Below are 15,233 nucleotides of genomic sequence, written 5' to 3'. Positions count from 1 at the left end.
AAAAGCAGGTAAAATAGCACCAAAAGAAATTCGTACTTTTCAATTTGTTGTATCATCACCTAACAATGTCTCTAAAAGAGCCTGAACTTTTCCGAATTGCCGAAAACTGGTTCCATCAACAAAGCTGGGAGCCCTTCCCGTTTCAAAAAGAGACCTGGAATGCCTTTTTGGATGGAAAACATGGCCTTTTGAACGCTCCTACCGGAAGTGGGAAAACCTATGCACTTTGGTTTCCCATTGTGTTGAACTACATCCAAAACCATCCCCAATACAAAACCAAACACAAAAAAGGCTTAAAAGCCATTTGGATAACCCCACTCCGAGCCCTTTCCCAAGAAATTAAACAATCCGCCGAACGGATTACCCAAGATTTGGAGACCCAGATGACCGTGGGCGTTCGTACTGGAGATACTTCGACCAAAGAGCGGGCCCGGCAGAAAACCACCATGCCCGACCTGTTGATCACTACACCTGAAAGTTTACAATTGTTGCTTTCCTCAAAAGGGTATGCCAAGCTTTTTAAGGACTGTTCCGCCATAGTGGTGGACGAATGGCACGAGCTTTTGGGAACCAAACGTGGGGTTCAGATGGAACTGGGACTATCCCGATTAAAAACGGTTTGCACCGACTTGCGGATTTGGGGCATCTCGGCCACCATTGGCAACTTGGAACAGGCCCGAGAGGTATTGTTAGGGCCTTCCTCCAAGGAATTGGAAAACTCGGTCTTGGTCAAGGCCAACCTCAACAAGAAAATTACGGTCAAAAGTATCATTCCAAAGGAAATGGAAACCTTCCCCTGGCGGGGTCATTTGGGATTGCATTTGTTGGACGAAGTGGTTCCCATCATTAACAATAGCAAGACTACTTTACTTTTTACCAATACTCGAAGTCAATGCGAAATCTGGTTCCAAAAAATCTTGGAAAAACATCCCGAATTTGCCGGGGAAATTGCCATGCACCACGGCAGCATCAATAAAGAAACCCGACTCTGGGTGGAACAGGCCATCAGAAATGAAAGTTTGAAGGCCGTGGTCTGCACTTCAAGCTTGGATTTAGGCGTGGACTTTGCCCCAGTGGAGACTGTGGTACAGATTGGTGGACCCAAGGGCGTTGCCCGATTTTTACAACGGGCGGGACGAAGTGGGCATCGTCCCGGAAAGAAAAGTGTCATTTATTTTTTGCCCACCCATGCCATGGAACTCATTGAGGCCTCAGCTATGCAAAAGGCGGTTTTGAACAGTGCTGTGGAAGACCGTATTCCCTATCTCAATAGTTTTGATGTGCTGATTCAATACCTGACTACTTTGGCGGTCTCCGATGGGTTTCTTCCCGAAGAAATCTATCCTGAAATTAAACAGACGTTTTGCTATCAGGCCATAAGTGATGAACAATGGCAATGGCTTCTCAATTTTTTGGTGATGGGTAGTCAAAGCTTGAAAAGCTACGACGAATACAAAAAAGTGGAGGTGGAAGAAGATGGCAGGTTTAAGGTGAACAGCAGGGCCGTTGCCATGCGTCACCGGTTTCAAATTGGGACCATTGTGGGCGATGCTACCATTCATGTTCGCTACCAAAAAGGAGGGTACATCGGTTCCATTGAGGAGTATTTCATCTCCAAATTGAGTCCCGGGGATGTCTTCACTTTTGCAGGGAGGAACTTGGAATTCATTCGGATAAAGGGCATGGCTGCCCATGTGCGGAATTCGTCAAAACGCACCAACAAAGTGCCCAGTTGGATGGGTGGCCGACTCAGTTTTTCAGCAAAAATGTCGGAACTCCTTCGACAAGAATTATATACCGCCGAAACACCCTTTTCAAAGCAATCCAAGGAAATTCAATCTTTGGCTCCCATGTTTGCAAAGCAACGGGAAGAAAGTAGTGTCCCACTCCCCCATCAATTTTTGATTGAGACGTTTGAGACCAACGATGGTCACCACCATATCTTTTATCCTTTTGAGGGGAGGGCCATCCACGAGGGCATGAGCAGCTTATTGGCCTATCGCATTAGTTTGTTGACTCCCATCACCTGCTCACTTGCTTTTAATGATTATGGTTTTGAGTTACTGTCGGACAAACCTATCGATATTCAAGCCATTTTGGACAACAATCTGTTCACTGCGGAGTTTATGCTCTCGGACCTTCAAAAAAGTTTGAATTCCAACGAAATGGCACGACGAAAGTTCCGAGATATTGCCGTAATCAGTGGGATGGTATTTACGGGCTACCCGGAAAAAGGGGTGAAAATGAAACACCTGCAGAGCAGTTCTGAGCTTTTGTTTGATGTGTTCAAGGATTTTGAGGACGACAATCTTCTCTACCAACAAGCCTTTACGGAGACTTTTGAGCATCAACTGGAAGAAGGTCGTTTGCGTTTGGCCTTGGAACGCATCACCCAACAAGAGATTGTTTGGAAACAATGCCAACACCCAACTCCGTTTTCATTTCCCATCATCACCGATAGGCTGCGGGAAAAATTGTCCAATGAAAAACTGGCGGACCGCATCAAACGAATGACGGCTAAACTGAACAGAAGATGACCCAAGCCATCCACATAAAAAAGCAAGAATTCCAGCTTCACCCTTTGGGCGGACTGTTTTGGAAGGAACGTTCCATGCTGCTCATCAGCGATGTGCACCTGGGCAAAGTGTCTCACTTTCGCAAGTTCGGAGCAGCTGTGCCAAGGAAGGCCATCCATAAAAATTATGTGCTGCTCGATAGGATTGTGGGTGATTTTCAACCCTTTCAAATCTGTTTTTTGGGTGACCTCTTTCATTCTTCCTTAAATAAAGAATGGGAATTGTTTGAAAATTGGGTGGCCAAGACACCGGCCGAGATTATCTTGGTATCGGGCAACCACGATATCATTGACCCTGAAAAATACGGACAACTCAAAATTGAAATTTTTCCAGAGCTCATCATCGATGATTTTCTATTGACACACCATCCGGAGGAACGCAAGAATCTTTTTACCCTCTGTGGACACATTCACCCCGCTGTAAAACTGCATGGATTTGGGCGACAGAAACTTAGACTTCCTTGTTTTTTTAAAAGCAAAAGCCAGATGATTTTGCCCGCTTTTGGAGAATTTACCGGCACCCATACCCTAAATCCTTCAAAAGATGATGAAGTCTATGCCATCGTAGAAGATATTGTTGTAAAAGTTTAAATTTCCAAAAATGCCCCTTCGACTCCGCTGAGGGTCCTGCACTAATAAGATAAAAATTTCATTCCGTTCGGATGCTGAGCGAAGTCGAAGCAAGACACGGAAACCCATTTGAGCGAGATGCTGAAACAAGTTCAGCATGACGGCTAAAAATTAAAAAAACATTTTTCATAAAAGCATTTCACTTTATCTTTGCCACAAAGTTTTTGGATTGACCAAAACCCCCATTTCCCATCTTTTTGCACAGTCTCCACCTCTTAGGAAACTGCAGGATACTATTGCCCAATCCCAAAATAACAAGGCCAAGATTAATCTTAAAGGATTGGTGGGTTCCTCCCTATCCTTTGTGGTTTCAGAAGCATTTGGTTCGGCGGACACCCCTTTTTTATTGATTTTCAATGACAAAGAGGAAGCTGCCTATCATCTCAATGATTTGGAACAGTTGATTGGTGAAAACGATGTGCTTTTCTATCCGGGAAGCTACCGAAGACCCTATCAAATTGAGGAAACCGACAATGCCAATGTGTTGTTACGGGCCGAAGTGCTGAACCGCATCAATTCCCGAAAAAAACCAGCGATTATCGTTACTTATCCCGATGCATTGTTTGAAAAGGTGGTGACCCGTAAGGAGCTGGACAAAAACACGCTCAAAATAAAATTGGAGGACACCCTTTCCCTTGATTTTTTGAACGAAGTCCTCTTTGAATACCAATTCAAACGCGTGGATTTTGTAACGGAACCCGGGGAGTTTTCAGTTCGCGGGGGTATTGTGGACGTGTTTTCCTTTTCGCATGATGAACCCTATCGTATCGAATTTTTTGGGGACGAAGTGGATAGTATCCGAACCTTTGATGTAGAAACACAGCTTTCCACGGATAAGGTGAAGAAAATCACCATCATCCCAAATGTGGAAAACAAGTTTTTGCAGGAATCTCGAGAAAATTTTCTCAAATACATATCACCTAAAACCGTAGTCTTTGCCAAAAATCCCGCTTTGATTTATGACCGGATTGATTCGTTTTTTGCAAAAGCTGAAGAAAGCTTTACCAAACTCAGCAAGGAAATCAAACACGCCGAACCCAAAGAACTTTTTGTGGATTCAGCTTTGCTGAAATTGCACTTGGATGATTTTTCATTGGTTGAAATCAATAGTACTAAAAATGACATCTCGACTGCGCTCAATGTGACATTCAATACCAAACCCCAACCCTCTTTCAACAAAAAATTTGATCTGCTCATTGACAACCTCAACGAAAATCGCGAAGCAGGTTTTACCAACTATATTTTCTGCTCCACTGAGCAACAGGCCAAGCGTTTTCATGATATTTTTGATGAAGTGGACCAAACCGTACATTACCAAACTTTGGTTTTTCCGCTCTACCAAGGCTTCATCGATCATGACTTAAAACTGGCTTGCTATACCGACCACCAAATCTTTGAGCGCTACCATAAATTCCATTTAAAAAATGGCTACGCCAAAAAACAGGCCATCACCCTGAAGGAACTCAACAAACTGGAAATAGGCGACTATGTGACCCACATTGATCATGGAATCGGGAAGTTTGGTGGGTTGCAAAAAATTGATGTGGAGGGTAAAAAGCAAGAGGCCATAAAATTAATCTATGGCGACCGTGATATTTTATATGTGAGCATCCACTCTCTTCACAAAATTTCTAAATACAACGGAAAGGATGGTGCTCCACCCAAAATCTATAAACTGGGTTCCGCCGCTTGGAAAAAGTTGAAGCAAAAGACCAAGAGTCGGGTTAAGAAAATTGCTTTTGATCTCATTCAGGTGTATGCCAAAAGACGATTGGAAAAAGGGTTTCAATATGCACCAGATAGTTATCTCCAGCACGAGTTGGAGGCTTCTTTCATTTATGAGGACACCCTAGATCAGGAAAAATCCACCCAAGATGTAAAAAAGGACATGGAAAGCGAACGCCCCATGGACCGCCTTATTTGTGGGGATGTGGGCTTCGGAAAAACCGAGGTTGCCATCCGAGCGGCATTTAAGGCTGTGGACAATGGCAAACAGGTGGCTGTTTTGGTACCCACCACCATTTTGGCCTTTCAGCATAACCGAACTTTCAAGGAGCGCCTGAAAGACATGCCGGTCACCGTGGAATACCTCAATCGGTTTAGGACCACAAAAGAAAAAAAAGAAACTTTGGAGGGATTGGCAAGTGGCAAAGTCGATATCATCATTGGGACGCACCAATTGGTGAACAAAAATGTGAAGTTCAAGGATTTGGGACTGCTTATTGTGGATGAAGAGCAAAAATTTGGAGTTTCGGTAAAGGAAAAACTGCGTTCCATCAAGGAAAATGTGGATGTGCTTACCTTGACCGCCACACCCATCCCCCGTACGCTTCAATTTAGTTTGATGGCGGCGCGTGACTTATCCGTCATCAACACCCCACCACCCAACCGCTACCCTATCGAGAGTCAGGTCATCGGATTCAATGAAGAGATTATCCGGGATGCCATTTCCTATGAAATTCAACGTGGCGGACAAGTGTTCTTTATTCATAATCGCATTGAGAACATCAAGGAAGTAGCCGGGATGATCCAACGCCTGGTGCCCGATGCCAAAATTGGTATTGGCCATGGGCAGATGGAGGGCAAAAAATTGGAACAGCTCATGCTCGCCTTTATGAATGGGGAGTTTGATGTGTTGGTCTCCACCACCATTGTAGAAAGTGGTTTGGATGTGACCAACGCCAACACCATTTTTATCCATAATGCCAATAATTTTGGGTTGAGCGACCTTCACCAAATGCGTGGCCGTGTGGGCCGAAGTAATAAAAAGGCCTTCTGCTATTTCATAACCCCGCCTTACGAAGTCATGACCTCGGATGCCCGGAAACGTATTGAGGCTTTGGAGCAATTCACGGATTTGGGAAGTGGATTCAACATAGCCATGAAGGATTTGGAAATCCGTGGTGCAGGCGATTTGTTGGGTGGCGAGCAGAGTGGGTTTATCAACGAAATTGGGTTTGAGACCTATCAAAAAATATTGGCGGAGGCCATTGAAGAACTCAAAGAGAATGAATTCAAAGATTTGTATGATGAAGTGGAATCCGGAAAGGAAAAAACCTATGTAAAAGAGCTTCAATTGGACACTGATTTTGAATTGCTCTTCCCAGACGACTATATCAACAACATAACCGAACGCCTCAATCTGTATACACAACTCAATGAAGTGAAGGATGAGGAAGGGCTTCAAAAATACGAAGCGGAATTAGTGGATCGCTTTGGCGAACTCCCTGAAGAGGCCGAAGACTTGCTCAATTCTGTGCGAATAAAATGGATTGCCACCCATATTGGATTGGAAAAAGTGGTATTGAAAAAGGGCAAGTTTATCGGGTACTTTATTGCCGACCAGCAGTCCGGTTTCTACCAAAGCCCTGCTTTTACCCAAGTGCTGCAATATGTGCAAAGCCATCCCCAACAGGCCAAACTCAAGGAAAAACAGACCCGGAACGGGCTTCGGTTGCTATTAGTGTTTGACCGTGTCACCAGCGTGGAAAGGGCGTTGCAGGTTTTGGAACCTTTTTCCCAAGCAACTGTACCTTCCAACTAAATCAAAAGAAGGGATTTCTAACACTTACTTCGTTCGGTTCGAAATGACAATATCCCTACAAGTCATTTCTGCATAGCATGGTGATAAGAATTCCACAGCAACACGTCATGCTGAACTTGTTTCAGCATCCCATCATAAAGAATGAGATTCCGTCTCAAACACGGAATACCAATCAAAATGCCTCATACACCTGCTTGACAAACGCTCCTATTTGTGAAGGTTCCAACCAACGGGTCACAATAAGCAATCCACTTTTCTGGTCCACTACAATAAAATTGCCGCCAAATCCGGCTGCATAAAACACATGCTCGGGTACGTCCTCCCAATGGCGAGGGCCTTTTTGGTTCAACCACCACATATACCCATAATTCACATTGGGCACCGAAGGTTGTGTCGCTTTTTTGATCCAGCTCTCACTTATCAATTGTTGGTCTTTCCATTTTCCATTGTTGAGGAACAACAAACCAAAACGGGCCATATCCCCGGTAGCGATAAACAGTCCTGCTCCCGAGTGTCCTCCTCCCGTTACGGATTTCATTTTTAACCCATCTATCACCGTCCAAGCATGGTCATACCCATACCACCGCCAGGTGGGTGTAGCGCCAATGTTGTCCATAATCTGTTCTTTCAAGACCATAGGTAAAGGCTTTCGCCAAACATGGGTCAAAGCATAGGCCAATACATTTACCCTAACATCGTTGTACTCCATAACGGTACCGGGTTCGTTAAGCGTTCTGAATTTCCAATCATCCAGGCCTCCTTCACTTGGTGGGCGATCGGCCCAATCCTTACCGCCCCAAAGTTCCCCAGACCAATCCGAGTTTTGCTGTAACAAATGCTCCCACGTTATTTTGGAGTTGTGGGCGCCATCAAACGTGCCATCCCAAACATAATCGCCTACCTTATCCTTTACATTTTGAATCAATCCTTGGTCTTCGGCCAATGCTGCCACGGTGGACAAAAAGCTTTTGGTGACGCTAAAAGTCATATCAACCCGCTTGGTATCGCCCCATGAGGCTATCAAATATCCATCCTTAATGATCATTCCTGCAGGACCGCCTCGTTTTTTGGTGGGTCCCAAAATTTCATGAAACGGTTCTCTTTTGAATCCTTCCAAAATGGCTTGTCGCAAATCTCTGGAACCGGAATATTCATTGTTTTTGGCAAAGTCAATGGCTGTGTTCAGTTGTGATGCATTGTATTTAAACTGATTTTTTTCAGCCGTTTTCCATGTTTCATATCGAGTTGGAAAATACACCTCCTGGGCCACCAAAGAATTCCAACCAAAAACGAACAAGAGAAGAGATGAAAGTCGTAAAAATTGCTTCATGGAAATATGCTTTTATATTGACTGAAGGTAACAATTGTTATTGAAACCGTCCCAATGGCTACCTTTGTATTTCAGCTTTTCAATTATGGATAAACTACCCAAATATTCAGTTCCGGCCAAAACCCGAATTGGCCATGTGCACCTCAAAGTTTCCAATTTGCAACGCGCCTTGGACTTTTATTGTAATCTTTTGGGATTTGAGGTTACCCAAACTTATGGCGACCAAGCGGCTTTTATTTCGGCAGGCGGATACCACCACCATATTGGATTGAACACTTGGTACAGCAAAGATGCACCACCAGCTCCGCAGCGAGCTGCCGGACTTTTTCATACGGCCATTTTGTATCCTACCCGGAAGGATTTGGCTGAAATCCTCAACCGATTATTGGAAGCAAACTATTCCTTGACGGGCGTGGCCGACCATGGTGTTTCCGAAGCATTGTATCTTAATGACCCTGATGAAAATGGGGTGGAGCTCTATTGGGACCGACCCCAGGAAGAATGGCCCAAAAAAGAAGATGGCTCTTTGGACATGTTCACTAAATCCTTGGATTTGAATGACCTCTTGGCGGAATTGAAAAAGGATTAGAATCGTTTTCTCAAGACCATTTTGCCTTCGGCATCATAGTACCGCCAAGTGCCGACTTGTTCATCATTTCGGAAACGGCCGGTAATTTTTTCGGTACCATCAGCATAGTATTCGGTATAGCGACCGTGTTTTAACCCATCTTTCAGGTCCACTTCAAATCGCAAGGAACCATTGGCGTAATTTCTGCTGAAGGATTTTGCATTGAGGTCAGTGGGATAAATGGGTCTGAGGTCAAAAACAGCATCCGTGATCTCTGTGGAATATTGGGTGTTAGGATTTGGGATTTGAACCTTGTCCTCAAACTGTGCATTTTTCTTTACCTCCTCCACTTCTTGATAGTTGAGCACCAAGCGACTTTCAAACAAATTATCCTCAGGGGTAAGTTGAAATCCAACTTGGGGAAAGCAGATGATAAAATCTTTGTTCTTACGCATTTTTTGTTTCGTACTTGCATCGGCCAAGGCATACATATTATTGTAGAGCACGGGAATATTACTGTAAACGAATACGGCTGACTCTGATTCAAAACGGTCATTGAACTTTCTAAATTCCTCGGAAGTGGACAGGGTTTCGCCCGCCACTACATCATCAATTATACTCTTTAACGTGTTGGGGTTGTCACTAAAAATGACATAATCTTTAATTAGGGTAAAGTAGGGTTTGTCAAATTCCTCAAATCTGTTTCCCAATAAAATTTTAAAAAAGCCCTTTATGGATAGAAAATTGATCTCATGGTCCTTATAGTTGACCGCTTTGAACTTAACTGGGGTCTTCTTTCGGATTTGGTCCAACACAAAATCCAAATTTTCTTTTGCCTTTTCAACATCGTTGGCCTTTAAGACCAATGCCATATCATTCTTTCCTTTGGAGATATGGGACTGAATCTGCAATAGGGCCACCTCATCGCCAATCCAACTGACAAAGTTTTCCTTTACATCAACTTTCAAAAACTTTTCCACCTTCTCAATCCCTGCTTGATAGTTTTCAAATTGTTTGGGGTCGTTCTGTTGAACCATTTCAAAATTCTTGTAGAACTCGGCAAAACTATCAAACCCATAACTTACATAAAGTGCGGTACGTTTGGGCGCAATTAAGGGAACGGTTCGCTCCGCGGTTCCCGACTTTTGAAGCGCTTCCAAATAATTTTCGTTTACGGAACTGATATTGGTAAACCCATTGGCGACCAAAGTGCTGTTTTTGTCCAAATCAAAATAAAACCCGGAGAACAGAAAATTTTCACTGGCCCGCTTTACCCAATCCGACGGCCGGTCTGTAAACCGTTTGATGTAGTCATCAATATAATTGTACTGCACGTACATTCGGAACAAATCCTCGTGCCCCACCTTTTGGTTGATTTCAATAAAATTAAGGTTACGTCCAATGACCGGTTCTTGGTACTGATCAATGGAAGCTTCTACCAAGGTATGGGTGTAGGACGCCACGAGCTGATTTTTGATAAAAGACAGATGCATGGTTTCCTTGCTTTTACGATCATGCACCTCCAAAATCTCATGGTCGTGGTAATTGCGTTTGCTCAACACATAATCTTCATTAAGCAGCGTGTTGAGATAACTTTTGAGGAGCTGCAATTTGGCGATGCGCTTTAAATCCAACACATAAAAAATACCATAATCCTTGGGTGATATCATGTGAATGGAGATAAAAAGGGACCGTCCATCAAAAAACTCAAACAGATTGTGGTTGTTTTGGAAGACGGTATCCACCTTTTGGATATTCTCGGTCAGCTCTGCAAAGTAGTCGTTCTTTTGAAGGTGGTGCCACGCCTCACTTTCGCTGATTTTCTTCCAGCTTTCCACTGGTTGTTCCGATTCCACGACAAAAACAGCATCCTTCGGAATAAGGTAAATGGATTGCAGATTGGTCTTTGGAGAAAGGATAAAAATGTAGGCCAAATAGCACAGGTAGAGCACCAAAAGGGCCAACAATCCGAAAAAGATTCTTTTTTTGGTCATTCTTCCAAAAGTGTCTTTTTCTAAAACGGCTTTATTGTCATTTTAGTTTAAGACACTGCAAAAGAAGGACGTACTACAACAATTTAAGGTCTTTAATGGTCTTAAAGGCAACATCCACTTGTTCCTCGTTCACCAAAATGGTAAACTCATTGGTGGTAGAAATTACTTCATATAACACAATGCCCTCCCAGGCCAAGCGTTGGAAAATGAAGTAGTAAATACCGGGAACGGATACGTTTTCTGCCGGAAGTTTCACCGTTATGGAAGACAATCCTTCTGCTTTTTGCGTGCAACGTTCGTGTTTAAAGTATTTTTCAACCACACCATCCATAATATTGCTGATCACAATATTGATTTCGTTCACCCCTCTGGAAGACGTATAAAAAACATCCTGATTTTCATTGACTTCTTCCAGCAATCGGGCCTGTTGCTGCAAAATGGTATCCGAAGCCAAAAAGGTATAATCCGTTAAGTTGGATCGTACCGTAATCTCACCAATATTCTTGAGCACCTTTACAATTCTGTGTGTAGCCCTAAACTCCAAATCATCTGAGAGGCGTTTGAGTGCCATGACAATGGCCCCATCCTTTACATCTTTGCCCAGTGCTTCAGCAATTTCGGGCTTTATTTGTCGGGAAAGCGAGGTGAGGTTTATAATGCCTTGGGCAAGAGCCGTTTGTAAAAAGGGCTTCTTTTTAATGTAATGCTCAACTACTGCAGAAATTGTTTTCATTCTTGTTTGGTTTGATTTGGTACAAAAATAACATATTGTTACAAAACAAACAAATGGTTAGAAAAAATAAAAAGCATCTTCCAAGTGGTCAATTTCAAAACTTGCTCCTTTTTGGACAACGGTGATTACATCAAAACGCACCTCAACGTCCAAATCCATTTCTTGGACATAGTGGTCGGCGGCCATGACTAAAAGTTTCTTTTTTTTGGAGTTGATTGTAGTGGAAATATCCTCTAAAAACCCCATTTTTCGTGACTTTACCTCAACAATGGCCAATACATTTCCTTGCCTAGCTATGATATCAATTTCAGCCTTTTGATAGCGATAATTTTGAGCACAAATCTCATAACCACTATTCAACAAAAACGCTACGGCCAGTGCTTCACCTTGCTTTCCAAATTCATTATGTTCTCCCATAGATTTGGAAAAATATTAAAAAAACCATGCAGTTCATCGAAAAAATTGGTAGTTCACAGTGATTAAAGCGTTTAGATTGTAATTTGTTGGCTGAATTGAACCACGCCCAACGTTAGCTAAACATATAGTTGCCCCAAAACTATGTACCTAAATTAACGCCAGACATTGCTATGGAATACTTCATCAATTGTAATTCCTCAACGTTGGCGCCGTATACAATTCCTTTGGATGAGTTGCGTGCCGCCCACTTGTACCGGAGGCTTGGTTTCAGTGCCTCAGTACAGACAATTAACGCTGCCGTTGGACAAACAGCAGGAACTTTAGTAGATAATTTAATAGACCAAGCCCTTGCGGCTCCAGTTATTCCCCCGCCAGCTTGGGCAGATTGGAACGATTCCAATTATCCCGCCGATGACGATTTGGCCCGGGAAATAAGACGTGCCCAATTGGAGGAATTCACAACAGCCTATGGGAACGCTCTCATGGACAACAGTGTCCGAGATCGTTTGAGTTTCTTTTGGAGCAACCATTTTGTGACCGAGTTGGATGTCTACAACTGTAACTCGTTCTTGTATTACTACATAAACTGTCTGCAGCGTAATGCCCTTGGAAATTTCAAGACTTTTGTCCATGAAATTGGACTTACCAGTGCCATGCTCTATTATCTGGATGGAGTCCGTAACCGGGGAGACAACCCTAACGAAAACTACGCGCGTGAACTTTATGAGCTCTTCACTTTGGGAGAAGGTAATGGGTATACAGAGAATGATATTATAGAAACCGCAAAGGCTATATCTGGATATACTGAGCGAGGCGAGGAAGGTTGTACCCAAGTGACCTTTAACCCAGAAGATTTTAATACAGGGAGCAAAACCATTTTAGGGCAAACAGGCAATTGGAACTATGACGATGTAATTGATATTCTCTTTAACGAAAGAGCCAATGAGATCGCTGGTTTCATCTGCATGAAACTATACGAATATTACGTACACCCAGACTCATCGGGTGAAGAAGGTGGCAATGCCCAAGACATCATTGCGGGAATGGCACAAACCTTTATTGCCAATAATTTTGAAATCGCCCCGGTCATACGTCAATTATTGAAGAGCCAACACTTTTTTGATGATACCGCCATTGGTGTAATCATAAAAAGTCCTTTTGACCTGTATTTTCATTTGGTCAAAGAAACGGGATTCAGTTACGATGATAATACCATTATAAATTTGATAGATTCTGCTGGGCTTATTGGTCAGGAGCTTTTTGACCCCTATGATGTTGCCGGTTGGCAACGTGATCGCCAGTGGATCAATTCCAATTTCATTATTGGGCGATGGTTGACTTCCGAAGTGTTCTTGGAGCGCTTTTTTCAAGCTGACCCAGAACAGTTCAGGACATTGGCCATGGATGCCGTTGGTGCTGCGGACAGCAATACCAGCAACCCAGAAATCGTGGTTAGGGCTTTGGTGAACAAGTTTACACCAAAAGGCCTGTTGACGGACGCTGATTTTGAAAAGGCCATGGACGCCTTCAAAATTGATGATGTGCCGGAGAATTATTACTCCCCGGATTATATCCCGGGCGGATTAAGCCTATGGATGCTGGCAGTGAGCATGGAAGCACCTACCCAAGTGTATGTGCTTTTGCGTCATTTGTCCAGAGAACCTGAATTTCAACTTAAATAACCCCATCATCATGTGCGATAATCACCACAACCACCATAAATCACCATACAAAGGCCTAGAACACGAAGGCCACGATTTGGAACACAAAAACTGGAGCAGACGGTCCTTTATCCAAGCTTTGGGTATTGCCGGTTCTGGATCCATGTTCTTGGGAAGCAACTTTATTTCGGCTTCTGCCCCATCACCCTTAACAGCTGCTATTGCCGCTGCCGAAACTGACAATATTTTGATTCTAATCCGCTTGTCGGGAGGAAATGATGGATTAAGTACAGTTATCCCTATACAACAATATGATACTTATGCCAATGCAAGGCCAAACATTTACATTCCTGAAAGTAAAGTCCTAAAACTTACCGATGATTTTGGTGTCCCTACCTACATGAGCTCCCTGGAATCCCTTTGGGGAGAAGGTCAATTCAAGGCCGTACACGGCGTAGGGTATGAAAACCAAAGTCTGTCCCATTTTACCGGGTCCGATATATTTGCCAATACCGATTTGAATACCACAGGCTTCACCGGTGAGCCCACAGGTTGGATGGGTAGGCATTTTGAAAACATCTACCCCGATTATTTGATCAATCCACCCGAAGCTCCGGCTGCCATTCAAATTGGAAACTTGTCCAATTTGGTTTTCCAAGGAGAAGAGACCAATTATGCCTTTGTGACCAATAACGTGGATCAATTGGAGCAAATTGCAGAAACAGGGTTGTTTTACGACATTGAAACAGCACCGTTTGATGATTGTATGTATGGCGATCAATTGCGCTTCTTGAGGGGTGTGGCCAATACCACTTACGAGTATGCCGGAAAAATACACGAAGCCTATGAGCGAGGCGATGCCTTGAGGTGTGTCGAATATCAGGATAATGGTTTCGCAAGACAATTGTCGCTTTTGGCTAAATTGATTAAAGGAGGTCTTGGCACTAAAGTCTATATGATTTCCATGGGTGGGTTTGACACTCACGGCAACCAGCCTATTGTTCACGAGCAATTAATGTCCAACCTATCCATAGCCATCAACAATTTCTATGATGATTTGGCCTGTACTGAACAAGATGATAAGGTGTTGAGTATGACTTTTTCTGAGTTTGGCCGTAGAATTTTTGAAAATGGTTCCAACGGTACCGATCACGGAAAAGCGGCTCCTACCCTATTCTTTGGATCAGGTCTTAGTGGAAGCGCCTTTGTGGGAGACCACCCATCCTTGGACAATCCCAACAGTCGAGGAAATTTGGAGTACACTATGGATTTTAGGGACCTCTACGGAACCGTATTGGCTGAATGGCTATGTGTACCGCGAACCGCAGTTGAGCAACATTTATTGGGATACCAATACAGGGCCATAGACCTTGGTTTCAACTGTAGCGGTGAAGAGTTTGATGACATTGCCATGGATAACGATCCACCAACATTTCCGGAAACGCCGCCTAGTGAAGATGGTATGACACCAGATCCAGAATTGGTGAATAACATCGAACACACACCCTATTATCCACCTACATCGCCACGGATGCCCCACATCCATTTGGATATGCCATTTGCCGCCCATGTTGATATTGAACTCTTCAACATTTTGGGACAAAAAGTAGGTACCGTTTTTAATGAAATGCTATTGGAAGGCGTCACCGAAATCAATATTAGGGAACGTGTGCGGGACAGCTTGTCCACCGGAAAATACATCTATCGAATATCGGTAGCGGACCAACGCATGAGCAAATCCGTAATGATCATGTAAACAAGCGGAACATCTATATCATCCA

The 15,233-nt window shown here is 43.5% G+C and carries 10 protein-coding genes; 6 read left to right on the top strand and 4 right to left on the bottom strand.

Annotated elements, in window-relative coordinates; all coding sequences use genetic code 11:
- The first annotated feature begins 65 nt into the window (after positions 1-65).
- The 3 genes from FG28_RS08395 to mfd all read left to right on the top strand — a co-directional run bounded on the left by FG28_RS08395 (position 66) and on the right by mfd (position 6,749).
- Complete coding sequence (locus FG28_RS08395; RefSeq protein ID WP_036381866.1) at positions 66-2,537, top strand: ligase-associated DNA damage response DEXH box helicase; 2,472 nt, start codon at positions 66-68, stop codon at positions 2,535-2,537.
- Complete coding sequence (gene pdeM / locus FG28_RS08390) at positions 2,534-3,166, top strand: ligase-associated DNA damage response endonuclease PdeM (RefSeq protein ID WP_036381863.1); 633 nt, start codon at positions 2,534-2,536, stop codon at positions 3,164-3,166. Before FG28_RS08395 ends, pdeM begins: the two co-directional genes overlap by 4 nt.
- Before the next feature lie 208 nt (positions 3,167-3,374).
- Complete coding sequence (gene mfd / locus FG28_RS08385) at positions 3,375-6,749, top strand: transcription-repair coupling factor (protein WP_036381861.1); 3,375 nt, start codon at positions 3,375-3,377, stop codon at positions 6,747-6,749.
- A 172-nt stretch (positions 6,750-6,921) separates the two neighbouring features.
- On the opposite strand, the gene FG28_RS08380 is transcribed toward mfd, so the two are convergent.
- The gene (locus FG28_RS08380) at positions 6,922-8,079 is read right to left on the bottom strand and encodes a serine hydrolase (RefSeq protein WP_036381859.1); all 1,158 of its coding nucleotides are present in this window, start codon (positions 8,077-8,079) and stop codon (positions 6,922-6,924) included.
- Positions 8,080-8,164: 85 nt separating this feature from the next.
- Here FG28_RS08380 and FG28_RS08375 point away from each other — a divergent pair, with 85 nt between their 5' ends.
- The gene (locus FG28_RS08375) at positions 8,165-8,668 is read left to right on the top strand and encodes a VOC family protein (RefSeq protein WP_036381856.1); all 504 of its coding nucleotides are present in this window, start codon (positions 8,165-8,167) and stop codon (positions 8,666-8,668) included.
- Here the strand turns inward: FG28_RS08375 and FG28_RS08370 are convergent.
- The 3 genes from FG28_RS08370 to FG28_RS08360 all read right to left on the bottom strand — a co-directional run bounded on the left by FG28_RS08370 (position 8,665) and on the right by FG28_RS08360 (position 11,791).
- Positions 8,665-10,641 carry a DUF3352 domain-containing protein gene (locus tag FG28_RS08370; protein WP_036381853.1) on the bottom strand — a complete coding sequence of 659 codons (1,977 nt, stop codon included), beginning with the start codon at positions 10,639-10,641 and terminating at the stop codon, positions 8,665-8,667. The genes FG28_RS08375 and FG28_RS08370 overlap by 4 nt on opposite strands.
- 73 nt (positions 10,642-10,714) lie before the next feature.
- Complete coding sequence (locus tag FG28_RS08365) at positions 10,715-11,374, bottom strand: aspartate kinase (protein ID WP_036381850.1); 660 nt, start codon at positions 11,372-11,374, stop codon at positions 10,715-10,717.
- A gap of 57 nt (positions 11,375-11,431) precedes the next feature.
- Entirely contained in the window at positions 11,432-11,791 is a 360-nt protein-coding gene (locus FG28_RS08360; RefSeq protein WP_036381847.1) for a YraN family protein, read from the bottom strand.
- Between the two features lie 170 nt (positions 11,792-11,961).
- On the opposite strand from FG28_RS08360, the gene FG28_RS08355 reads away from it, so the two are divergent.
- Entirely contained in the window at positions 11,962-13,473 is a 1,512-nt protein-coding gene (locus tag FG28_RS08355) for a DUF1800 family protein (protein WP_036381844.1), read from the top strand.
- Between the two features lie 10 nt (positions 13,474-13,483).
- Positions 13,484-15,208, top strand: a complete 1,725-nt coding sequence (locus FG28_RS08350; protein ID WP_036381842.1) for a DUF1501 domain-containing protein — start codon at positions 13,484-13,486, stop codon at positions 15,206-15,208.
- Positions 15,209-15,233 lie beyond the last annotated feature (25 nt).

The sequence above is a fragment of the Muricauda sp. MAR_2010_75 genome (assembly GCF_000745185.1).
GTDB lineage: Bacteria > Bacteroidota > Bacteroidia > Flavobacteriales > Flavobacteriaceae > Flagellimonas.
The sequence above is the reverse complement of the archived record's forward strand: the minus strand, read 5'-3'. Positions and strand labels throughout refer to the sequence as shown.